Source organism: Lampropedia hyalina DSM 16112, assembly GCF_900129055.1.
Classification (GTDB): Bacteria; Pseudomonadota; Gammaproteobacteria; order Burkholderiales; family Burkholderiaceae_C; genus Lampropedia; species Lampropedia hyalina.
In genome coordinates this window covers 67,535-91,474 of the sequence record NZ_FQUZ01000009.1, presented here as the reverse complement: position 1 = coordinate 91,474, position 23,940 = coordinate 67,535, and the positions used below count along the sequence as shown (strand labels likewise).

The 23,940-nt window shown below is 63.6% G+C and carries 16 protein-coding genes; 8 read left to right on the top strand and 8 right to left on the bottom strand.

Annotation, left to right across the window (positions count from 1 at the left end):
• Nucleotides 1–17: 17 nt before the first annotated feature.
• A complete protein-coding gene (gene ada, locus BUE21_RS05420) occupies nt 18–1,073 on the bottom strand; it encodes a bifunctional DNA-binding transcriptional regulator/O6-methylguanine-DNA methyltransferase Ada (RefSeq protein ID WP_073355476.1) in 1,056 nt (351 codons plus the stop codon).
• Nucleotides 1,074–1,477: 404 nt separating this feature from the next.
• Between ada and BUE21_RS05415 the strand changes: the two genes are divergently transcribed.
• From BUE21_RS05415 to BUE21_RS05390, 6 genes are all read left to right on the top strand, one after another.
• Nucleotides 1,478–3,424 (top strand): hydantoinase/oxoprolinase family protein, encoded by a 1,947-nt coding sequence (locus BUE21_RS05415; RefSeq protein WP_073355474.1) that lies wholly within the window; start codon nt 1,478–1,480, stop codon nt 3,422–3,424.
• A 4-nt stretch (nt 3,425–3,428) separates the two neighbouring features.
• Nucleotides 3,429–3,827, top strand: coding sequence for an acetone carboxylase subunit gamma (locus BUE21_RS05410; protein ID WP_200796690.1), 399 nt, complete (start codon nt 3,429–3,431; stop codon nt 3,825–3,827).
• Nucleotides 3,828–3,892: 65 nt separating this feature from the next.
• Nucleotides 3,893–6,040 (top strand): hydantoinase/oxoprolinase family protein, encoded by a 2,148-nt coding sequence (locus BUE21_RS05405; RefSeq protein ID WP_073355537.1) that lies wholly within the window; start codon nt 3,893–3,895, stop codon nt 6,038–6,040.
• Nucleotides 6,041–6,129: 89 nt separating this feature from the next.
• Complete coding sequence (locus BUE21_RS05400; RefSeq protein ID WP_073355472.1) at nt 6,130–8,409, top strand: hydantoinase B/oxoprolinase family protein; 2,280 nt, start codon at nt 6,130–6,132, stop codon at nt 8,407–8,409.
• 10 nt (nt 8,410–8,419) lie between these two features.
• Complete coding sequence (locus BUE21_RS05395; RefSeq protein ID WP_073355470.1) at nt 8,420–9,310, top strand: hypothetical protein; 891 nt, start codon at nt 8,420–8,422, stop codon at nt 9,308–9,310.
• An 87-nt stretch (nt 9,311–9,397) separates the two neighbouring features.
• The gene (locus BUE21_RS05390) at nt 9,398–10,639 is read left to right on the top strand and encodes a CobW family GTP-binding protein (protein WP_073355535.1); all 1,242 of its coding nucleotides are present in this window, start codon (nt 9,398–9,400) and stop codon (nt 10,637–10,639) included.
• Nucleotides 10,640–10,663: 24 nt separating this feature from the next.
• Here BUE21_RS05390 and BUE21_RS05385 read toward each other — a convergent pair whose 3' ends face one another.
• The 7 genes from BUE21_RS05385 to BUE21_RS14425 all read right to left on the bottom strand — a co-directional run bounded on the left by BUE21_RS05385 (nt 10,664) and on the right by BUE21_RS14425 (nt 18,476).
• Nucleotides 10,664–11,008 carry a DUF3088 domain-containing protein gene (locus BUE21_RS05385; RefSeq protein WP_073355468.1) on the bottom strand — a complete coding sequence of 115 codons (345 nt, stop codon included), beginning with the start codon at nt 11,006–11,008 and terminating at the stop codon, nt 10,664–10,666.
• A 54-nt stretch (nt 11,009–11,062) separates the two neighbouring features.
• Entirely contained in the window at nt 11,063–12,889 is a 1,827-nt protein-coding gene (locus BUE21_RS05380) for an ABC transporter ATP-binding protein (RefSeq protein WP_084522905.1), read from the bottom strand.
• On the bottom strand, nt 12,886–13,863 hold the full coding sequence (locus BUE21_RS05375; protein WP_084522903.1) for an ABC transporter permease: 978 nt from the start codon (nt 13,861–13,863) through the stop codon (nt 12,886–12,888). The genes BUE21_RS05380 and BUE21_RS05375 overlap by 4 nt, the downstream gene beginning before the upstream one ends.
• A gap of 52 nt (nt 13,864–13,915) precedes the next feature.
• Nucleotides 13,916–14,929: an ABC transporter permease gene (locus BUE21_RS05370; protein ID WP_073355466.1), complete on the bottom strand. Its 1,014-nt coding sequence runs from the start codon at nt 14,927–14,929 to the stop codon at nt 13,916–13,918.
• 161 nt (nt 14,930–15,090) lie between these two features.
• Nucleotides 15,091–16,695: a D-alanyl-D-alanine carboxypeptidase/D-alanyl-D-alanine endopeptidase gene (dacB, locus tag BUE21_RS05365; RefSeq protein WP_084522901.1), complete on the bottom strand. Its 1,605-nt coding sequence runs from the start codon at nt 16,693–16,695 to the stop codon at nt 15,091–15,093.
• 51 nt (nt 16,696–16,746) lie between these two features.
• Nucleotides 16,747–18,252, bottom strand: coding sequence for a metalloprotease TldD (gene tldD / locus BUE21_RS05360; protein WP_084522899.1), 1,506 nt, complete (start codon nt 18,250–18,252; stop codon nt 16,747–16,749).
• Nucleotides 18,253–18,263: 11 nt separating this feature from the next.
• Nucleotides 18,264–18,476: a hypothetical protein gene (locus BUE21_RS14425; RefSeq protein WP_143164430.1), complete on the bottom strand. Its 213-nt coding sequence runs from the start codon at nt 18,474–18,476 to the stop codon at nt 18,264–18,266.
• Between the two features lie 106 nt (nt 18,477–18,582).
• Here BUE21_RS14425 and BUE21_RS05355 point away from each other — a divergent pair, with 106 nt between their 5' ends.
• Together BUE21_RS05355 and BUE21_RS05350 are read left to right on the top strand one after the other, a co-directional pair.
• Nucleotides 18,583–21,120 (top strand): multicopper oxidase domain-containing protein, encoded by a 2,538-nt coding sequence (locus BUE21_RS05355; RefSeq protein WP_084522897.1) that lies wholly within the window; start codon nt 18,583–18,585, stop codon nt 21,118–21,120.
• 89 nt (nt 21,121–21,209) lie between these two features.
• Nucleotides 21,210–23,930: a trypsin-like peptidase domain-containing protein gene (locus tag BUE21_RS05350; protein ID WP_159435804.1), complete on the top strand. Its 2,721-nt coding sequence runs from the start codon at nt 21,210–21,212 to the stop codon at nt 23,928–23,930.
• Nucleotides 23,931–23,940 lie beyond the last annotated feature (10 nt).

The window sequence follows — 23,940 nt, the reverse complement described above, 5'->3', positions numbered from 1 at the left end:
GCAACCATGCGGCAGGTTCAAGTCTGGGCTTCGCGTCGCAGCAGTTCGCGTTTGCGCTCCACGCCCCAGCGGTAGCCCGAAATGTCGCCGTCGCGCCGCACCACCCGATGGCAGGGAATGGCAACGGCAATCGGGTTGGCGGCACAGGCCTGGGCTACGGCACGCACGGCCTTGGGCGAGCCGATGCGTTCGGCGATCTCGGCATAGCTGACCGTCTGACCTGGTGGAATTTCGCGCAGGGCTTGCCATACGCGTTGCTGGAAGGCGGTGCCGCGCACGTCCAGCGGCAGGTTCAAGCCGATGCCGGGGGCTTCGACAAAGCCGATGACCTGTGCCACCAACTGCTCGAAATCGCAATCTCCGCCCCTCAACTCCGCCTGGGGGAACCGGTCTTGCAGCTCGCGCACCAGCCCATCGGGGTCGTCGCCCAGCAAGATGGTGCAGATGCCATGCTGGCTTTGCGCCACCAGAATCGCTCCCAGTGAAGATTCGGCCACTGCAAACCGAATCACGGCTCCCACACCACCTGCGCGATATTCCTTGGCCCGTATGCCCAGAACCTGCTGGGATGTTTCGTAGAAACGGCTGTTGGAATTGAAGCCGGCTCCATAGATGGCATCGGTGACAGTGCCGGGAGCGGTGTTCAATTCTTCCTGCATTCTGCGGGCGCGGCAAGCGGTGGCATAGGCCTTGGGTGTCAGGCCGGTTTCGGCCTTGAAGATGCGATGGAAGTGGTAGGGACTCATGCCTGCCTGTGCAGCCAGTTCTGCCAGATTCGGGGGCGTGTGTGCCGATTCGATCAGGCGGCAGGCCTGTGCCACCAGCGCGGTGCGGTCGCCCTGAATACGCCGACCGGGACGATAGCCTGCCGCTTCGGCTGCTTGTGCCGAGGCGAAAAATTCGATGTTCTCGCGCTGGGGTAAACGCGCCGCAGAACTGGGCTGGCAGTACCTTCCGGTGGTTCGCATGGCATAGACGAAATGGCCATCGGCTTGGGCATCCCGGTTGCGGATGGCCTTCCAGCGGGCATCGTCCGTGCCGTAGGGCGGGCAGGAGGGGGACTCGGTTGTCATGGCGTTACCCTGATTTTTCATGAGGATGAGCAGCTTACCCCTGGGTGTGATGACTGGCACTCCGTTTCTTGCGGTCGAAGTGCGCGCTCGGGTTTTCCAGAAGATTGGTTCGATATTGCGTTGCAGCACCTGCTGGGTATCGGACGTTCGAACGTCCGATTTTCAAACGGTTTGATTTGGTAATGTGTTATTGGTAAAAATATTATTAAAAATCAATGGTTTGAATTGATTTTTGATGAGCTGAAAAGTGGTATGCGATTTGCTTTGGGAAAAGGGCTGGCCACGCATTGGTGGGCCGCAGGGCATCTGTCTGTCGGGAATGCAATATCTCGATGGTGGGGCCAAGGGAACCATCCGCTGGCCTGGGCTGCGGGTGGCCTGACAACTATAGGAGACACGCATCTATGACACTGGAAATCAACATCGATAACGGTGGCACGCTCACCGATATCTGCATCCTCACCGATGAGGGGGTGCAGAAAACCAAGGTGCTCACGACCCCCTACGATCTGAGCAAATGCTTTTTTGAAGGTCTGCACAAGGCCTCTGGCGTTCTCTATGGCGAGGCGAACGTGGCACGGTTGCTGGAGGAGGTGGATTTGATCCGCTACTCCACCACACAGGGAACCAACGCCATCTGTGAACGCAAAGGCCCCAAGCTGGGCTTGATGACCGGCAAGGACAGTGCCGGATTGCCAGCGGTGCTGCGCCAGCACGATGCCGACGTGTACGACGCGCTGGTGGGCGATCGCGTGGCGGTGCTGGATCTGGCGCATTCCGACAGCGAGGCCGTCGAGATCGATATTGTCACGGCGATCAACCGCCTGACTGCGGCCGGGGCCAATCGGGTGGTGGTGAGTTTTGGTGGCAAGGATTTTGCCGCGCAGGAGGCTCTGGTGCGCAACGTGGTGCTGCGCAAGTATCCACGCCATCTGCTGGGGGCGGTGCCGGTGCTGTATGGCAGTGACCTGAGCACCGATGGTGACGTGTTGCGGCGTTCCTGGACGGCCCTGCTCAATTCGTTTCTGCACCCGGCGATGGAGCATTTCCTGTTCAATGCGGAAAACCGTCTGCGGGACTTCAAGACCAAGAATCCGCTGTTGATTTTCCGCAACGATGGCGATGCCTCCAGGGTGGCCAAGACGGTGGCGGTCAAGACCTACAGTTCCGGCCCGCGCGGGGGCATGGAAGGCATGAAGGCTTTTGCCCAACGCTATGGCATGCGGGATGTGGTGGCCATCGATGTGGGTGGCACCACCACCGACATTGGCCAGTGTCTGGATGGGCAGGTCAAGGAGGTGCGCCACGGCAATGTGGAAGGCATCCGTGTGTCCTTTCCGCTGAGCGAGATCAGTAGCGCGGGAGCCGGTGGCAGTTCGGTGTTCCGGGTGTCCGACGGGCGCATCACCATCGGCCCGGACAGCGTGGGGGCCGTGCCCGGCCCGGCGGCCTTCGGTCGTGGGGGCCAGCAGGCCACCATCACCGATGCCAGCGTGTTGGCGGGACTGTTCGATCCCAAGTCTTATTTCGGTGGAGGGCTGGCACTGGATCTGGAGCGTGCACGCCATGCGGTGGAGACGCATATTGCCAAGCCGTTGCAACTGTCGCTGGACGAGGCATTGCAAGCGATGGAAACCGGCTACGAACAGAAGATTGCATCAGAGATGCAGCGTTTCACAAAGGTGACACCAGACACCGTGCTGCTGGCCTTCGGAGGGGCCGGGCCACTCAATGCCTGTGGGGTGGCAGAGCAGGCGGGCATCACGTGCGTGGCCGTGCCGGGCATGGCGGCGGTGTTCAGTGCCTATGGGATTGGCCGTTGCGATATTTCGCAACGCTATGCGGTGGCCTTGCAGGGGGCGCAGCGCAGCAGGAACGGGCTGGAAGATGCCTTGGCCGAGCAGTTGCAGCGTGCCCGGCGCGACATGTTCGCCGAAGGGTTTGCACCGGGCGAGTACGCCATCCAGGCCCGGCTGGTGGGCACGGATGCCGACGGCCACGAGCAGGTGGTGGAGCTGGATCAGCAAGACCTGAACTTTCCCAGCGCGTTGGTGGGCCTGCCCACGGTGGAGCTGGAAGTGGCGGCCATCCGGCACCTGCGCCATCAGGACGGGCAGACCTCCGTGTTCGAGGCGCGACAGCCGGCCCAGGCCAGCACCAGCCGCCGCATCCTGACCCGCCACCATGGCCGCATCGATGTGCCGGTGTACCGCCTGGCAGAGCTGCAACCCGGCGACTTTGCACAAGGCCCGGCCATCCTGGAAGAGGACTTCTTCACCTGCCGCGTGCGCGACGGCTGGAGTTTCACGATCAGCGACCACAAAGACATTTTGCTCACCAGAAAGGATTGATGCCATGAAAGTACCCATGACCGAATACCTGCGCCTCGATCTCGATGCCGAGCAGTGGGAGTGCCGCGTGTGCAACCACACCATCGGCAGTGCGCACCGCAGCTACAAGGAAGGCATGCTGGTCTACAACCGCAACCCGCAGGAGATTCATCCGCCGGTGATCGATGCGCAGAAGTACCGCTACACGTTCAGCCCCGACCCGGAATGGGTGCGCATCCTGGAGTACTACTGCCCCTGCTGCGCGACGATGGTCGAGGCCGAATACGCCACGCCCGGCCATCCGCCCCTCTACGACATGGAAGTGAACTTGCCCGCATTGCGCCAGCAGTGGCAGGCGCGGGGGCAGGTGCCTGCCACCGCTGCCGGCCCGGCGGTCGAGCTGCGCGAGGAACACCGCCACTGAAGGCTTTTCGCGTCCCGGCGCGGCGGAGCCGCCCGGTGTGCGCACACCATTGGAAGGAAATTGACATGCGACGTGTATCTGTGGATATCGGTGGCACATTCACCGACTGTTTTGTGGTCTGGAACGGCCAGTACATCGAGACCAAGGCATTGACCACCCACCACAATCTGGCCCTGGGATTCAATGAGGCTCTGGGCAAAAGCTGCAAGACGCTGGGCATCGGGCTGGAGGACATTCTCTCCAGCGTGGACTCGGTGCGCTATGCCACCACCCTGGGGACGAATGCGCTGATCGAGCACAAGGGGCCGAAGATCGGCATGCTGGTCACGGCCGGTTACGAGGCCACCGTGCCGCTGAGCCGTGCCCGTGGCTATGGCGAGGGCCTGGACACGCTGGGGCAGACCGACCTGCCCAATGCCAGTCGCCCCGCGCCGCTGGTGGAGGCGAGCATGATTCGCGGCATTCGCGAGCGGCTGGACTTCGAGGGCAAGATGGTGATGCCGCTCGATGAGGAGGATGTGCGGCTGCAAATTCGCGAACTGGTGAACCGGGGCGCGCAGATCATCGTGGTGGCCTTGCTCAATTCGGTGGTGAACCCGGCGCACGAGCAGCGCATCGAGGAGATTCTGCTGGAGGAGTACCCTTCGCACCTGCTGGGGGCGATTCCTGTCATCCTGTCGCATCGCGTGGCCGGGCGCAAAGGCGAGTATGTGCGTGCCACGTCCGCGATTGTCGATGGCTACCTGCATTCGACCATGTACCACGCGCTTTCCACCCTGGAGCAGAACCTGCGGGCGCACCAGTACCGCCAGCCGATGCTGGTGATTCACAACTCGGGCGGCATGGCGCAGCTCAACTCTACGGACGCGCTGCAAACCATCCACTCTGGCCCGGTGTCCGGCATTGCTGCTTCCGAGCACCTGGCCGCTCAGGCCGCGCTGGGCAATGTGGTGGCCACCGATATGGGTGGCACCAGCTACGACATCGGCATCGTCGTCGAGGGTGGCATCAAGCACTACGACTTCAACCCGGTGATCGACCGCTGGCTGGTGTCCGTGCCGATGGTGCATCTGGTCACGCTGGGCGCGGGCGGTGGCTCCATTGCCAGCTACGACCGCATGTATGACACCGTCAAATGCGGCCCGCAATCGGCTGGCTCCGACCCCGGCCCGGCCTGCTACGACCGTGGGGGCATGCAGCCTACTGTCACCGATGCCGATCTGGTGCTGGGCTATCTGGATGCGGACAACTATGCGGGCGGCTCCATTCCGCTGAATCCACGCCGTGCCATCAGTGCCATCGAGAACACGCTGTGCGACGAACTGGACTGCGAAGTGACCGAAGCCGCGCTGCTGATTCGGGAAAAGGTGGATGCCAACATGGCCAACGGCCTGTTCACCGAACTGCGCGCGCGCGGCTATGACCCCAAGGACTTCACGATGCTGGCCTATGGCGGCAACGGCCCGCTGCACTGCTGCGGCATTGCGCAGAACCTGAGCATCGACCGCATTCTCGCGCCGCCGTACAGCTCGGTGTTCTCGGCTGTGGGGGCGGGCAATATCCACCAGTTGCACATTCATGAGAAGTCGCTGTACATGGTGCTCTACGACTCCAACATCAAGAAACTGATGGACGACTATGGGCGTTTCAATGGCATCGTTGAAGAACTCAAGGAGCGTGGCACACAGGACTTGCTGCGCCAGGGCGTGGCGCGCCACGAGATTCAGCACCGCCTGGAGCTGGACATGCGCTACGGCAACCAGTTGGTGCAGACCACCGCCGTGATCGACAAGCACACGATGGATGGCCCGGTGGATGTGCTGAACATGATCCAGCAGTTCTCCAGCGACTACGGCAAACGCTTTGGCGAAGGTTCACAGGCACCGGAGGCGGGCATCCGCATCAACACCATCCGCGTGGCGGCATTCGTGCACCACGAAACCGTGCAGTTCGAGAACCTCAAGCCCGTGCCTGAAGACGAACGCGCGGCTCCCCCGCCGCCCTCGGAGCACCGACGCTGCTGGTTCGTCGGGCACGAAAAACCGTTCGACACGCCGGTGTGGAGCCGGGCCGACATTCTGCCCGGAATGCAGGTTCCGGGGCCGGCCATCATTGCCTCGGAAGTGACCACCTTCCTGGTCAATCCCGGCTGGAACTTCGTGGCAGCGCGGCAGAACGCCTCCTGGTTCCTGCGCGAGCAGCCCACGCACTGATACCGGCAGCCACTGCGGCGGCGATTCCGTGGCAGTGGTTTTCCAGGCACCCATCACCATTCCTACAGACAAGAGACAAAGGACAAGCCATGAAAAACGATTTGCCCACCCAGGTTCAGAACCGCACGCCCAATGCAGAGGAAGTCACGCTCATCAAGCGTTTTATGGAAGACAACACGCTGTTTCTCGGCCCCGACCCCGAGATCATGCAGAACCACGACCTGATGCCCCGCACGGAACTCGAAGAAACCGCCATTGGCAAGGTGGCCGATTCGCACACCATTGCCCGCATCCGCGACCGTTTGCAATCGGGCTGCGACGAAGGCTACGAAATGCTGGAGCAGATGGGAGCCGCACCGGGGGCCAAATGGGGCGATGTGATTACCGGCGTGTACTCCGGCGCGGGTGATCTGGCGATTGCCTCGGCTGGTGGCGTGCTGCTGTTTTCCACCGTCGTGCATGCGCCGATCAAGTACATCAACAAATACTGGATCGACGAACCCACGGTGGGCGTGAACGAGGGCGATGGCTTCATCCACAACGACTCGCGCTATGGCAACGTCCACAACACCGACCAGAGCATGATCATGCCCATCTTCCATGAAGGCAGGCTGATCTGCTGGGTGGCCTCCACCGTACACGAGGGAGAGAACGGGGCCATTGAACCGGGCGGCATGCCCTCGATGGCCGAAAGTCGTTTTGACGAAGGGCTGAAAATGTCGCCGTTCAAAGTGGTGGAAAACTACCAGATCAAGCGCGATCTGCTCACCTTCCTGCAGAACTCGGTGCGTGAACCCAAGCTGCAACTGGAAGACATGAAGGTCAAGCTTTTTTCCTGCCTGCGCATCAAGCAGCGCATCGAGGAAGTGCTGCGCACCGACGGGCCAGATGCACTGGTGGCCACCCTGCGCCTGACGATGGAGAATGTGCGCGCCGAAGTCAAACGCCGCATCAGCGAATGGCCGGACATGAGCGTGCGCACCTACATCATTCAGGATTCCACGCTGCGCGAAAACTGCATTGCCAAGATCAACTGCACGCTCACCAAGACGGGCGACCGGCTGATTTTCGACTTCCGGGGTTCCGCACCGGAATTCACCAACCGGCCCACCAACACGATTGTGGGCAGCCTGAAGGGCATGCTTTCGCAGTTGTTCATGTGCTATGTGTGGCCCGACCTGCCGCGCGGGCAGGCGGCGTTCTCGCCCATTGAGGTGATTACCGACCCTTGTTCGATTGTCAATTCCTCCTACGACGCGCCCAACTCGCAGAGCCTGATGTCCATCTTCACCGGCTTCACGGCGGGGCAGCATGCGGTGGCCAAGTTCCTGTACTCCTGCCCGGAGAAGTACACCAAGGTGCAGGCACCGGCCTTCAACATGATCAACACGTTCATCTGGGGCGGCGTGAACCAGCACGGCGAAACACTGGGCAACCTCTGCGCCGACCTCAACGGCATGGGCGGCGGCGCGCGGGCCGACCGCGACGGCGAACCTGCGCTGGCCCCCATCTTCGCCACCATGGCGGATGTGGGCGAGCAGGAGGTCAATGAGGAGGAAGTGCCATTCCTGCAACTGGTCTCCAAGAAGATGACGCGCGATGCGATTGCCCCCGGCAAGTACCGGGGCGGCCAGGGCTATACGATGATCGTCGCCACCAAGGACAGCGAACAGTGGGGCTTCATGACCACTGCGCAGGGCGCGAAAGTGCCCCCCATTCAGGGCCTGTTCGGTGGCTATGCCTGTGGCACTTACCCGCTGGCCAAGGTACAGGGCGTGGACGTGTACGAAACCCTGCTCAACGAGCCGGAGAAATTCAGGCACTCCATCGAGGAGATCATGAACGAGCAGCCGTTCGAGGGGGCACGATACACCACCCACCACATGGGGTTGGGCTTCGAGATTTCGCGGCGCGGCGAGATGGTCATGATCTCGCAGGGGGCTGGCGGTGGCTATGGCGACCTGCTGGAGCGCGACCCGGCTGCCGTGGTGCGCGACATCGAGGACAGTCTGATCTCCCACGCCGTGGCCGAGCGTGTTTACAAGGTGAAGATCGACCCGGACACACTGGCCATCGACCATGAAACCACCAAGGCACTGCGCGATGCCGAGCGCAGGGATCGTCTCCAGCGCGGCAAGCCGTTTGCGGAATTCGTCAAGGAATGGAGCACCCCCAGGCCACCGGCCCACTTGCCATACTTCGGTGCCTGGGGCGACGATGTGGAGACGCTGTACATGGGCACACCAGACAAAACGCGCAAGGCCAGCGAGTTCCGGCCCAACTACATGCCGCATCCCAAGGATGTGCGCATTGCCGAGCTGGAGGCACGGTTGCAGGCGGCAGGCGTTCCCGACCGCGAGAAGCAGTAAGGAGTGCCGCATGACCACACCATTGACACAGCGGTTGCAGCAGGGAAGGGGGGGTGGCGGCATCCGCCTCTGGCTCAAGTCCTCTGCCTACACCCGCCAACTGCTCAAAGGCTCTGCCGATGCGGATGTATGGGACAGTGCCGCCAGCTATCTGGCCTGGTTCTCCCAGTCACAGGGCTTGCTGCGGCCTGATGTGGCCGTGATCGAAGTGGGCGAACTCTACGATGCCTGGGTGGCCCGCAGTGGCGGTCTGGAAGCCCTGCTGGGCAAGCGGCGCAACCCCACCATGGCATTGCGGCGTTTGCTGGAGGCCGATGCACCCAGGGCACTGCTGGCTGAAGTTCTGGATGCCGTGGCCGCACACTTGCGTGGACAGACCCCCATGGTGCTGGCCATGCCATCGCCCCGGCACTGGCTGCGCCATGCCAACCGGATGGCCCAGCAGCCCGATGATCCGCCCGATCCAGATACCGTGGACGATGCCAGCATGTACCTGGCCGACTTGCTGCGCAGTGTCAGTACCAAGGCGGTGGATGGCGTGCTGCTGGAGGAGGCCGCTGGAGATGCGGCATTCAGTGCCCAGGGACTGCAAGGCTATCGCTCGTTGGTGAACATTGCGCGGCATTACCGCTGGGCACTGGCACTCAGGCGGCCGCACGGAATGCCGGTTCCGCAACGCAGCGAACTGGCGGGCTTCGATGCGGTGATTGCCACTGCCACGCCCCACCATGTTGATGCGCCTGTGCCAGCGGCAATGGGAGACGATGCCAGCGAGGCTTTTGCCCGTGCCATGCCGGCACCGGCACTGGCGGCAGGGCATTTTTACTTTGCTGAAATCCCGGCGGACATGCGCCCGGAGGCGGTGCTGGAGACCTTGAAGGTCTGGCGCGAGGCGGCATGAATCCGCCATGAAATGGAGCCGGGGCGGGCGGATTCTGCCGGCCCCGGCCCGTCTTTTTTCCAATCTGTGACCTTGGAGGACAAAGCCATGCAAGCTTCCCATTTCAGCGATGCGACAGAGCGCATTCCCGTGACCGTGCTGACCGGATTTCTGGGGGCAGGAAAGACCACCTTGCTCAATCACTGGATGCAGCAGGCGGGCATGGAAGGCGTGGCCGTGCTGGTCAATGAATGGGGCGAGGTCGGCATCGACCACCATCTGGTCGAGCACAGCGAAGACAATATGGTGCTGCTGGATTCGGGCTGCCTGTGTTGCCAGACACGGGGCGATCTGGTCGGGGCATTCCAGACCCTGTTCGAGCGGTCTGCCCGAGGGGACATTGCCCCGCTGACACGGGTGATCGTCGAGACCAGCGGAATGGCCGACCCTGTGCCCGTGGTCTGCACGATCATGGATGAACGCTTTGTCCGTGCCCGCTACCACTGCGATGGCGTGGTGGCCGCCATTGCCGCCCCGCACGGGCTGGCACAACTGCAACGGCACCCCGAAACCCTGCGCCAGGTGGTGGCGGCCGACCGCCTGCTCATCACCCAGTGCGATCGGGCCAGCAGCAGCGACATACAGGCACTGGCCATGCGCTTGCAGGCCCTCAACCCACAGGCTGGCCAGGTATTGGTGCGCCACGGGCGTGCTCCCATCGATGTCGTGACAGGGGCAGGGCTGTACGCCGCACCCCATGCAAACCTTGCGGCTCCACTGCCGCGCTGGTTCGGCGCAGGGGGATTGTTCGGCAAGGTGCTGTCGGATGAGCCACAGCGCGTCCTGCCGGAGGAGGGACTGCCCTTGCATCGGGGGCATACGCTGGCGCAGTCCCGCGTGCACAGCCCATCGGTTGCCAGCTTCGTGGTGCCGCTGGAATCCGACATTCCCTGGTTTGGCCTGTCGCTGGCCATGGGCAGGATTCTGCAAGACCACGGCCATCGATTGTTGCGCGTCAAGGGGCTGGTGGGACTGGGCGAGCACGACCGCCCGCTGGCCGTGCATTGTGTGCAGAACGTTGCCTATCCTCCTGTGCGTCTGCACCGCTGGCCTGACGATCCGCGCTTTGCTCAGCGGCGAGGTTGTCTGGTTTTCATTGCACAGGGACTGGATGCCGCGCAGCAGCAAGACATCCGCGAGCGACTGGCACAGCCACCCTCCGACCGGGCGGCCTTGCGCACGGCAGCAGGCATGGCGGATTTGCCCACGCGCTGCTGGATGCAGCAGCGCGTGGCCATGCAACATGGCAGGCACATGCAGCACCAGAGCTGGGTGGTCGTGCCCCGTTGAATCTAGGGCCTTGCGCCGGAGCCTTCAATGCGACAGATCGATGCCGTACTGTTCTGCCAGATAGGCGGCAATGGCATCCTTGCCATCGATCAGGCTGCGGCCCTCGTACTCGCCGGTGACGTGGGCCGAATGGCTGATTGCGTCGAGCACCAGCAGGGGTGCGCTCTGGTTCTCGGCTCCAGCCAGGGCGATGATGGCCGCACGCGGGCGGGGAAAATCTACCCGCACGACCTGGAGTTGCTCCAGCAGTTGCGGGTAAGTGCCCAGCAGACCCTCCACATACACGCAGGATGGGCAGAAAAAGGTTTTGCCCGGTTGTGCGGCATCGGTGAAACCGGGCTTGAGCAGGAACAGGGTGGCTTGGGACATGGTGGTTTTTCCTGAAGAAATGAAGAAACGCTATCGCAGGGGAATGAAGCCGCGTCAGGCCGCCTGGCGCAGTGGCCGGGAATGTGGGTCAGTGGCTACTAAGCTGGTGCGGTGTTGATGGTCTTGCGCTGCATCGTCGTCGCGGCGGCGGGCATCGGGCTTGGGCACGGCGGCAATCAGGGACTGGGTGTAGGGGTGCTGGGGGTTTTCCCATATCTGGTGGTGGTCGCCGGACTCGACGATCTTGCCCTTGTGCATCACCAGCACATGGTCGGCGATGTAGCGCACCACCGACAGATCGTGCGAGATGAACAGGTAGGACAGGCCAAAATCCTCCTTCAGTTCCACCAGCAGGTTGAGAATCTGCGCCTGGATCGATACGTCCAGCGCGGACACCGGCTCGTCCAGAATCACCAGCGATGGCCGCACGATCAAGGCGCGTGCAATGCCGATGCGCTGGCGTTGGCCACCGGAGAATTCATGTGGAAAGCGCGCTGCCGCCGAGGCAGGCAGGCCCACGCGATCCAGTGTCGTGGCAATGCGCTGGCGGCGGCTCTGGCGGTCTTTCTCGCCATGCACGGACAGCACGGCATCCAGTGTGTCGTACACACTGCGGCGCGGATTGAGCGAGGCATAGGGGTCCTGAAACACCATCTGGATGCGCTTGCGCCAGGGCTTGAGCTGTTTCTCGTTCAGCGGGGCCAGATCGGTTCCCTCGAATTCGATGCGTCCGGCCGCTGGTTGAATCAGCTTCAGCAGCGTGCGCGACAGGGTGGATTTGCCGCAGCCCGACTCGCCCACCAGCCCCAGGGTTTCGCCCCGCGCAATGCGCAGGGACACACCATCGACGGCATGGAACAGCCCGCCTTCGCGGGTTGGGTAGCTGGTGCGCAGATCGTGCACGGCCAGCAGTGGTGGCGGGGAAGGCGCATCTGCCGTGGCTGCTACGGGCAATGGCCGCACGGGCAGGGCCGGGGTGCTGAGCTGGAAACTGCGCTCGCCACTGACCTGATCGACGATGCGGTGGATTTCCGGCAGACGGCTGCTGCTGTAGTGGACTTCCTTGCCCGCGTGCAGCGACGCGCCCAGCAGCCCCTGGGAGTAGGGGTGCTCCGGGTGGTGGAACAGTTGCAGGGCGGGGGCTTCTTCCACTTTTTCGCCATCGAACATCACCAGCACACGGTCGGCCCATTGCGACACCACACCGAGGTCGTGGGTGATGAGCAGCAGCCCCATCGAGAGGTCGCGGCGCAACTGGTCGAGCAGTTCCAGAATGCGTGCCTGTACGGTGACATCCAGTGCGGTGGTGGGTTCATCGGCAATCAGCAGCTTGGGCTGGCAGGCCACGGCCATTGCGATCATGACGCGCTGGCGTTGCCCGCCAGAGAGGTTGTGCGGGTAGTCGTGGATGCGTCGCTGCGGTTCTGGAATGCGCACCAGATCGAGCATTTCCAGAGTGCGCTGCCGTGCGGTTTCGCGCGACAGGCCCTGGTGCAGCCGCAGGGTTTCGGCAATCTGCGCCCCGATGGTGTGAACCGGGTTCAGCGAAGTCATCGGCTCCTGAAAGATCATCGAAATGTCGCTGCCGCGAAGCTGGCGCAACTGCGCGGCGGGCAACGTGGCAATATTGCGCTCGCCCAACAGAATCTGCCCGCTCACTTCGGCTTCGGGGGGCAGCAGGCGCAGCAGCGACAGCGCGGTGGTCGATTTGCCGCAGCCCGACTCGCCCACCAGAGCCAGGGTTTCGCCCTGCGCAATCGAGAAATTCAGGTTCCTGACCGCATGGTGGTTGCCATTGCGACTGCGAAAATGGATGTTGAGTCCCTGCACATCCAGCAGCGTGTTCCGGCTGGAGGGGTGGGGTGAGCGGTGTGGGGTCATGAACGGCCTCGCAGGCGGGGATTGAATGCGTCGTTGATGCCGTCGCCCACCAGATTGAGCGACAGCACCGTGAGGATGATGGCGGCACCGGGCACGGCGGTGAGGTACCAGGCGGTGCGCAGCAGTTCGCGGCCTTCGCCGATCATGCTGCCCCAGGAGACCACGTTGGGGTCGCCCATGCCCAGAAACGAGAGGGCGGATTCCATCAGGATGGCGGTGGCCACCAGCACCGAGGTGGTGACGACCACCGGCGGCAGGGCATTGGGCAGGATTTCGCGGAAGATGATCCAGCGGTCGCTGAAGCCCTGGCTGCGCGCGGCCTGCACGAATTCGGATTCGCGCAGGGTGCGGAATTCGGCCCGCACCAGCCGCGCGATCACCGGCCAGGATGCCGCACCGATGGCGAACACGATCACCTTCACCGAAGGCTGGCCAATGGCCACGATGACGATCACCAGCAGGAAGGTGGGAATGGTCTGCACCAGCTCGGTCAGGCGCACCAGCAGATCATCCAGCCAGCCGCCAAAGTACCCGGCGGTGGCTCCCACCAGCACACCAATCAGCAGGCTGATGGCCGCTGCAATGGCTCCCACCATCAGCGAGACACGCCCGCCGTGCGCCAGCCCGGCCAGCACATTGCGCCCCAGCGAGTCCGTGCCCAGCACGAACGGGGCTTCCTGCCCCGGCCAGAGCAGTGGCAGGGCCACCATGTCCAGCGGATCGCCCGGAAACAGCACATGCGCGAATACGGCCGCCAACGTCACGAATGCCAGCAGCAGCAAACCGGCGAGGGCGGAAGGGTTGCGCAAAAAGGCCTTCCAGGCGGCATGGCGGCTGGGGGCGGGCAACAGTGCGGCCTCTGCCAGTGGTTGGGGACTGAGCGCGTCGGCAGCCGTGCGCAGCGAGGGAATGCGACTGCTGGAGGCTTCGTCCAGCACCGGAGCACGGCGGGAAATGGAGGGTGCGAAGGTCATGGTGTGAATGCGCCTTGAGGGAATGTACGGGCTGAAGTCACGGGGTGGTTCATCAGCGCACCTGAATGCGTGGGTCCAGCCAGGCTTGCAGCAGATCGACCAGCATGTTCACCACGATGACCAGCAGGGACGAGAGGAACAGAATGCCCAGCAGCACGGCATAGTCGCGTGCCAGCACCGACTCCAGGGCCAGCCGCCCCAGCCCCGGCCAACTGAATACGGTCTCGATCACGGTGGCCCCGCCCAGCAGGGCACCGAAGTGCATCCCTGCCACCGTGGTGACGGGGATGAGGGCGTTGCGCAGCACATGCCGGAAGGTGACGGCGGTGGGCGAAAGCCCCTTCGACTGCGCGGTGCGCACATAGTCCTGACGGTTCACTTCCAGCATGGAAGAGCGCGTCAGGCGCGAGAAAATGGCCACGAAAAAGCCCGAGGTGGCCAGTGCGGGCAGAAAGAGGTGTCTGAGCTGGTCGGTAACGGATGCCCAGCCCGCCAGGTCTGCGCCGATGGTGTGGTTGCCCCCGGTGGGCAGCCAGCCGAGCTTGACCGAGAACAGCACGATGGCCATCAGCCCCAGCCAGAAGGTGGGCGTGGAGTACAGCAGCAATGCCAGCACCGACAGCACGCGATCCTGCCATTTGCCGGCATGCACCGACATCAGCACGCCCAGCAACACACCCGAGAGCACCGCAATGCCCAGGGCCGTGCCCATCAGCAGCAGGGTGTTGCCGAGCCGGTCGAAAATCAGCGAGGCCACGGGAGTGTTGTGGCGTGGCGAAACCCCCAGATCAAGCTGCACGATGTTCAGCAGGTAGCTGCCCAGCCGTTGCAGCATGGGCAAATCCAGCCCGAAGTGACTGCGCAACTGCGCCATGCTTTCTGCCGTGGCCGCCCCGGATTCGGCGGCAATCACATCGGCGGCATCACCCGGAACCAGCTCCATCAGGATGAAGTTCAGCACGATGATGCCCAGCACGGTGGGAACCGCCTGCCAGGCATTGCGCCGCAGCACCGCGCCGATGCGGCCCAGGTTGCTGGAAAAAGGGGAAATACGGGATGCGGACATATCGGTGCCAGATCGCAAAGAGCGGGAAAGCACCGATGGTAAGAACGCAGATGGCCTGCGTCAAAGACCGAATATTCATTTGAAAATGCGGTATTTGCAAATGAATGCCGGTTGTTTGCAGGTGCCGCTGGGCGCGGCATCTGGCGGATGGTCAGCCCGCGTCAGTCGTTGGCGACCCAGTCGATCAGCGCATCGAAGGAGGCACTGCGTGCGGCGTTGGCATTGGGGTGGTTGATGATGGCGACCAGGGCATAACGCTTGCCACTGCGGCCATGCACATAGCCGGCAATGGCCCCCACGTCGCGCAGGCTGCCGGTTTTCAGGTGGGCATCGGCCTGTGCCTTGCTGTTGCGCAGGGTGCCATCCACGCCGGCCACCGGCAGGGTGGCCAGCAGCTCGGGCATGACGGGGGAATCCCAGGCGTGGCGCAGCATGCTGCCCAGTGCCTTGGCACTGACGCGCCCGGTGCGGCTCAGGCCGGAGCCGTTGTCCACCACCAGGCTGCTGGCGGGGTTGCCCAGTCGGCTTTGCCACCATTGCTGCACGACCTGGCGCGAGCGTTCGTAGCTGGCCGTACCCTCGCGCTCGCGCCCGGTGCCGATGGCAAGGAATACATGGTCGGCCATGACGTTGTTGCTGTACTTGTTCACGTCACGCACGATTTCGGTCAGCGACTGCGAAGGCTCGGTGATGAGTGGGCGAAGGCCTGCGGGCACATTCCCTTGCCGCACGGAACCGGTGACACTGCCACCCAGTTCGCGCCAGATGCCTTCCACCACCTTGGCAGCATAGGCCTGCGGATTCGGGTACGCAATCGCCCACTGGCGTTCGCCACAACCGGCCGGATAGCTGCCCAGCAGTTGCCATGCGCCGGGCTGGTCGATTTGCAGCTTCAGGTTGTTGCGCCATTGGCCGGGGCAGCCGTTGCCTTGCTGCAAGGGCACGCTGGTGGGCAGTTGCATGTGGGCCATGGGCGGTGTGGCCAGCACGCGGGCAACGCTTTGCGCGGGGTCGGGCACGAACTGGAGCACCACGGACTTGAAGTTGATCAGCAGCGCGTCGGGCGCGGCGTTGTAGGGGCGCAGCGGTTCGCCGTCGAATTCACCGGGGTTGTGGGGCGGCAGGCTGTAGGCACTGTGGTCGAGCACGATGTCGCCCACGATGACCTGCACGCCGCGCTGGCGCAGCTCGCGCAGCAGCAGCCACAGCCGTTCCATCACCAGTTTGGGATCGCCCCCGCCTTGCAGGTACAGGTTGCCATGGAGCGTCTGGTTGGCCAGTCGGCCATCCAGGTACACGCGGGTGCGCCAAGTGTAGGCTGGCCCCAGTGTATCGAGTGCGGCATAGCTGGTGACCAGCTTCATCACCGAGGCTGGGTTGGACGGAACATCGGCACGGTGCGCCAGCCGGGGCGGCTCCTTGCCTTCCACGTCCTGCACCCATACCGAGATGGCATCCAGCGGCACCTTGGCCTGCCCCAGGGCTTGCGTCACGCGCTGGGGCAGCACCGGGTAGGCACTGGATTCACCGGTAGCGATGCGCGGCGAAGGGTCGGATGGTGTGCTGGGCAGTGCAGCGGTGAGGGTGGGCAAGGCGGCGGTGGCCACCGTTTGCGTCACGGGCGCAGGTTCGGGACTGCGGGGCTGTGCGGTGCTCTGGGTGCTGGTGCAGGCACACAGCAGCACCCCCAGACCGGCCGATGCCAGCCAGCCTGTGCGTGGACGGGCGCGAAAAGAACGAAGCAGGGAAGACCGGGAGGAGGGCATGGCAGAACCGCAGAAAAGAGGTGCAGGGAAAGAAGCAGGATGGGCAGGTGTTCAGACCGTGCCGCCCACGGTCAGGCCGTCGATGCGGAAGGTGGGCTGGCCCACGCCCACGGGCACGCTCTGGCCTTCCTTGCCGCAGGTGCCCACGCCGCTGTCGAGTTTCAGGTCGTGGCCGATCATGCTGATCTGCTTGAGGGATTCGGGGCCGTTGCCGACAATGGTCGCACCCTTGACCGGGTAGAGCAGCTTGCCGTTTTCCACCCACCATGCCTGGCTGGCACTGAAGACGAACTTGCCAGAGGTGATGTCCACCTGACCGCCGCCAAAGTTGGTCGCGTACAGGCCACGCTCGATGCTGGCGACGATTTCTTCCGGCTCATGGCTGCCGCCCAGCATGTAGGTGTTGGTCATGCGCGGCATCGGAATGTGCGCGTAGCTTTCGCGGCGACCATTGCCGGTGGGGGTGGTGTTCATCAGGCGGGCGTTGAGCGAATCCTGGATGTAGCCCACCAGAATGCCGTCCTCGATCAGCACATTGCGCTGGCTGGCATGGCCTTCATCGTCCACGTTGAGGGAGCCACGGCGGTCGGCCAGCGTGCCGTCGTCCAGCACCGTCACGCCCTTGGCTGCGACGCGCTCACCGATGCGGCCACTGAAGGCACTGGAGCCTTTGCGGTTGAAGTCGCCTTCCAGCCCGTGGCCGACGGCTTCGTGCAGCAGCACGCCGGGCCAGCCGGGGCCAAGCACCACGGTCATCTCGCCCGCAGGAGCCGGGCGCGACTCCAGGTTCAGCAGTGCAGCATCGACGGCCTCACTGATGTAGCCATCCAGCAGCGCGTCGTCGAAGTAGGCCAGCCCGAAACGGCCACCACCGCCCGCCGATCCCATCTCGCGTCTGCCATTCTGCTCGGCAATCACGGTCACCGACAGGCGCACCAGCGGGCGTACATCGGCGGCCAGCGTGCCATCGGCGCGGGAGACCAGCACCACATCGTATTCGCTCGCCAGCCCGGCCATCACCTGCACGATGCGCGGGTCGCGCGCGCGGGCATTGCGCTCCACCCGCCCCAGCAGTTCCACTTTCTCCTGGCTGTCCAGCGTGCCGATGGGATCCAGTGTCGGGTAGAGGCTGCGGCTGGCGGCCACGCGCCGCTGCGGCAGGGCCACGGTGCCCGCACCTGCGGCTGCACCAATGCTGCGCACGGTGCGGGCGGCATCCAGCAGCGATGCCTGGGAGATGTCGTCCGAGTAGGCGAAGGCGGTTTTCTCGCCAGCCACGGCACGCACGCCAAAACCCTGGTCGATGCTGAAGGAGCCGGTCTTCACGATGCCTTCTTCCAGACTCCAGCCCTCGCTGCGGGTGTACTGAAAGTAGATATCGGCATCGTCCACCTGGTGGGCACGGATTTCCGCCAGTGCCTGGTTCAGGTGCTGTTCCGTCAGGCCATAGGGGGTCAGCAGCAGGTCGCTGGCCAGCGTCAGCCGCGCCTGGGTATCCAGCAGGCTGGGCGCAATGGTGGAGGATTCAAGGTGAAGCGTGGAGGTAGAAATGGTCATATCGTGCGATTTTAATGATTTCCCTCTCGCACGGGTTCTGCACGGGCCTGCTTTGCCCAGAAAAAGCCCCGTGCCTGACCCCGCCCGCAATCATTGGCAGCCAAGGAGTGTGTGCTTTTGCGGGAGCAAAACGCATTCCTGTGGTTTTTTTGCAGAACTTGACGGAAAAAGGCAGCAGTTTCGAGATATTGCGCATCCCAATCCAGAACCAGATCGGTCGTCAAGGGGTTATCCATAGGGTCGAACCGGGGCAGCCAGCGTTATATTTTTTGCAGAAAAAAAGGTCGTTTCCCCGCATTGCTTTTCCATTCAAACACCACAGGAGGTTGTATGTCCGAATCGACGGTGATGGCGTTGCCGCCAAGGCAGAGGTTCCCTGGTCTGCGCTCCATGCTGGGCTGGGGCTTGCTGTGCTCTGGCTCGGCCCTTTGGGCGCAGGGTTATCTTCCGCCTGCCGATGTGTCGGTGGTGGGGCGCGACGGCTCCATCCGTGCGACGGCCGAAGCCGCCCTGATGGGGCTGGGGCAGGCCAGGGAGCCTGGGCATGAGGTGGATTTCAAGTTGCGTGTGGAGTTTCGCTGTGGCGACATCTTCAACCCGCGTACCGGTGCCTATGATCGCGTCTGGCTGCGCGCCTACAGCAATGCCAGCGATGTACGGCAGGTCGGCAGCAAGAGCGACTGTGCCACCTGGCGCGGGCCACAGGCTTCCAGCGGCAGCACCACCAGTGCCGGTGTGGCCACGCCGCACAGCCCTTTTGCCGCGCCCTGGGTGGAGATATGGCCCGGAGAGACCTTCCGCCTGCAATTGCAGAACCGCATGGTCAGCGAAGGCGGTGCAACGGTGGACGACAGTTGTCCGGCCGTCATTGACGACCACAACAGCCCACACTGCTTCAACAGCACGAATATGCACTTCCACGGCGGCTGGGTCAGCCCGTCGGGCAACAGCGACAATGTGCTGCTGAAGATCGATCCCGGCAAGGATTTCGAGTACGAATACAACATTCCGCTGGACCACCCGGCTGGCACGTTCTGGTACCACACCCACCTGCATGGCTCCACGGCCTTGCAGGTGTCCAGTGGCATGGCCGGGGCCATCGTGATTCGCGGTGACCGCCAGCCCCGGAAAGCGGCGGATGGAACCATCGGTGGCGGTGACATCGACATCCTGACCGTGAATGTCGAGCCAGGGACAGGCGGCCAGCCTGCGCAACTGGGAGAGCCGTTCCGCGAGCGTCTGGCACTGTTCCAGCAGATCGCCTATGCCTGCCGCGAGAATCAGGCTGCCGATGGCGCGGCACTGCCTGCCATCAAGCGCGATGGAGACAATGGCCCGTGGGTCTGTAATGCCGGTCAGGGACGCGGTGCTGCGCGCGACGTGGGCGGTGTGGAGGCCTATGGCGACCAGCTTGCGCCCAATTCCTGGGTGGATTCGGGTCGTTTCACTGGCATCAACGGTGAAGTGCACACGGTTTTCTCGGATGTGCGGGCCGGGGAAATCCAACGCTGGCGGCTGATTCATGCGGGTGTGCGCGATTCCATCCGCTTGCGCATCGTGCCATTCCGTGCGGATGCCAAACCCTTGCAGCAGGGGGCGGATGGCGTTTTCGCCAAGCCTGCTCTGGGTGGGCTGGCTCCGCGTGACTTTGCCAGCCAAACCTGTGATATGGACCATCCGGTGGCCGTGGTCAGCATTGCCGCCGATGGCCTGACCCGGCGCAATATGGTTCAGCGCACGGATGCCATGCTCCAGCCCGGTTATCGCGAGGACTGGCTGGTGGCCTTCCCGAAGGCAGGTGACTATTGCATCGTCGATGCCGACCGCTTGCTGACGCAGTCGGTGGTCACGCCAGAGGCCGATGGCAGCAATGTGGTGGGCAGCGAATCCGCCGCCACGCTGGGCGGGCAGATCGTCGGCTACATCCATGTGGACGCAGCCGGGCAGGGCGTGGAAACCGAGCGTGCGGCGGCATTGTCGGCCACCGACGCGCCTCGCACCACGCTGGATGCGGTGGTCGATGCACTGGTGGCTGCCGCCGAGCAGCGCATCAACACGTTTGCCCTGCGCGATGGCGTGCCCGTGACCGATACTGCAATCCGCGACCATGTGGTTGCCGCCCTCAAGGGTGAAGGTGAAGGCGGCGTGCGTGGCGCAATAGCCGCATTCACCAAGCACCAACCGGTGCAGGATGCCGAAATCACCGGCTACCAGTCGCTGGGTTTCCGCATTGTCTCCACTGGAGCGGGCGGGCCACTGGGAGCCGCTGCGGTGGCCGATGGAGCGAACACCCGCCAAACACCACGGCCTGCTGCCCGAGTCCTGTTTGAAGTGGGCGAAATCGGTCTGGACCTCGCCTCGCAACGCCCCATTCCGCTGCATTCGCAGGCCTACTCCGCAGACCGCATCGACCGACTGCTGACGCTGGGCGACGTGGAGGAGTGGGAGATCGGCTCGTTCTTCGCGGGGCACCCCTTCCATATTCACGTCAATCCATTCGAGGTCGTGGAAGTGCGCAAGCTGGATGCAGCGACCGGCCAGCTTGGCCCTGACCTGAGTGGCCCGGATTGGATATTCAGCCCGGACAATTCAGCGGAACTCAACCAGTACGCCAATCTGAAGGGCGTCTGGAAAGACACGCTGTTTCTGGAGCAGAACGTGTTCGCCCGAATCCGCACCCGCTATGAACGCTACATTGGCGACTTCGTATTGCACTGCCACATTCTCGATCATGAGGACAACGGCATGATGCAGAACGTGCGCATCGCCATGCCAGCCGGGGATGGGCAGGTGCCGGACGTGCCTACCGCCAGCCCGGCAACCAGCTACCGCGCCACAGGTGCACGGGCACACCGTTCGCACCATTGACCGCGCACGGGCATTCGCGGCAGAGCAAGCTGCTGCGAATGCCCTTCGCGCTGGAACCCCCTGCCATCTCAGCACAGGAGTTGTCGCCCATGCCCCACGGCAATCCATCATCCCCCGGCCTGACCCTGCTGCATGCCTTGACTGCACTGGTGGCCGACGTGGCATCCAGCCCCCAGCCAGCGTCAGGGCGTTTGCGTTTTGTGCTGGAACTGACCGACGACGCAGTGCCAGACCCCGAACCTGGGCTGCACGAAGCACTGGTGCAGATCAGCCAGTCGAAAGCATTCGATTTGACCGCCGTGCTCTGGGCCGGGAGAGAGACACAGGCGCAGGCGGACGCACCACCTTCGCGCTTCTGGCTCTACGCGCCGCATGGTCTGGGTGCCGACCTGCCGCCTTCTTTTCTGTACGACATGGCCGCTGGCTTGCGTGAGGCACTGCATCTGGCATCGTGCGAGCCCGAATCGCCCGTCACTGCCATAGGCCGTGAACCCGCACCGGATGAAGCCCCAGAAACCCCTGCCAACTTTCACCCCCGCATCACGGCGGCCACCGTGGACTGGACGCAGGCTGCCCCGACAGGCTCAGGCGAAGCGGCCATGCCGACGACCCTGCCCAGGCCCGTACACAGTCTGCATCTGCGAGGGGACACCACCACCGTGGCTTTGGCACAAGGCATTCTCTATGCCGTGGATGCAGGTGTGCAGGTGCTGGCGGTGCATGCCGAAGGGCCGTGCAGCCGGGTGCTGCACGCCGCCATCGGGCAGGCTGTGACCCGCAACCGGATTGTGCTGGCACTGGCCGGTTCCTGTACGGGGATGCCGGGCTGGCCTGCTGCCTACCCAGAGGTCATTGCCATTGGCTGTGTCGATGCGCAGGGCATTGGCGTGTGGCAACAATCGGCCAGTGGTACGGTGGTGGACGTGGCAGCGATGGCGGCTTTTTCCTGGCAGGCACAGCCGCTCGAATCTGCGAATGCCGAGCAAGGCTTCGGCCTTGCCATGCGGCTGGTTTCCCAGGCGGCCAGTCTCTGGCTGGCCCATTTCGGGCATGACGATGTCGCCGCCGAAGCGCGCCAGCGCAACACCACGGTGCAGGCCCTGTTCCGTGCCGCATTGCAGCAAACGGCCCGTCGGCCTGCCGGTTTTCCCTCTGGCTTGGGCGCGGGCATTCTGGACACGGGGTCGCTGCTGTCTTTGCCCTTGCATGCCATTCGGCAACCACTGCCACTGGCTCCCTCTGTTCCCGAGGCCATCGGCATCCGTGAGTTGTTGCACCATCTGTATGGATCACACCAGGGACAGGCAGGCGATGCCGCTGCTGCCCCGGCATTCGACTGGCAAGCCCATGCGTCGGAACTGTCGCACACCTTGCTGGAGAAAGGGCGCGCGCGCCTGGCGGCTCCCGATAACGTACACCAGTTATTCGGGCAACGCCCACTGTCGCAGACGCTCACAGCCGCACTGCAACAGGATGCGGGGCAGGCGACAGGGCTGAGCGGACTGCTTGCACCCGCCAACCCGCCAGAGCCGGAACGGCTGTTTGCCAGCCCCGCATCTTCCGTGCCATCTGCCGGAACTCCCCAGAACCTGGCGACATTGTTGCCCCGGCTGGCACGGCACACTCCCCGCGCCATCACGCTGGAGGCCAGTGGTGCGCTGCTGGATGTTCCGGGCAGCGCGGCCTTGCTGGATGCCGAGGGCAGGGCCGCAGTGCTGCACCCGTTGCGCGAACGCGCAGACCGGGTCGGCAACCGCGAGGAACTGTTGCAGGACATTGCCGGCCTCGATGCCAGCCTTGCCCTGCTGCACCGCGATGGCGCGCAGGCCGACTTGCACACGGGCGAATATCTGCTATTGGAATCGCTGGTGCGTCTGGCCGACCGTCCCGTGGTGGCAGTCACCGAACGCGATACCCCCAGCGGTCACCGGGTGCAAACCCTGGAAACCCGCCCCACCGGTCAGCCTGGCCATCCGCTGGGAGACTGGCAGGATCGCGTGGCCCTGCATCTGCGCGCCCTGGAAGGCGGCAACGGCAGTCAGGCCGGTTCCGTACTGGCCAGTGTCGGGCGCATTGATCTCAATGGCGTACACATTGGCACGGGCTTTGTCATCCGGCCCGGTGTGATTGCCACCAATCGCCATGTGCTTCAGTCCATCGGTTTCAACCCCTACAGCCCACAGCGGGAAAACGGCTGGTTTCTGCACAGCGAGATAGCGGGGCATACCCCTGCCCATCGGGTCACCATCAACTTCTCTCCTTCCGCGCAGGATGCGTCGCAGGCCTTCCGGCTGACCGGGGTGCGCTGGGCTGGCCCCAACCCGATTCTGGCGAACAGCTTTCGCCCCAGCGATCTTGACTTGGCATTCCTTATTGTGGAGCCAGTCAATGCTGCGGGCAGGCCTTTGCCTGCTCCGGTATCGTGGGGGGCATTGAATGCAGCTTCTGCCTCCTCTGCGATTGCGGGCAAGGGGTTTTTTCTGGTGGGTTACCCGGTGGCTCCCAGTGCGCAGGAGTTGCAAGGCATTGCCGCTGTCCGAAATCGCCTGCAAACCCTGTATGGCCTGCGTGGCTACGGCATCAAATATTTCAGCGTGGGAGAGATGGGCATGACCCTCACGCCGCTGACCTTTGTGCATGACATCACCAGCCTGCCTGGCAATTCCGGCTCGCCCATTGGCGTTTTCGATGACATCCCCCGGGTGGTGGGCGTGCATTTTCGGGGCCAGACCCTGGCGGCCAACTACGGCCACCATCTGGCTTCGGTATTTCAGTTGCACGCCGGTGCTGCCCGTGCCATCCAGACCTGACGCAAAGCCC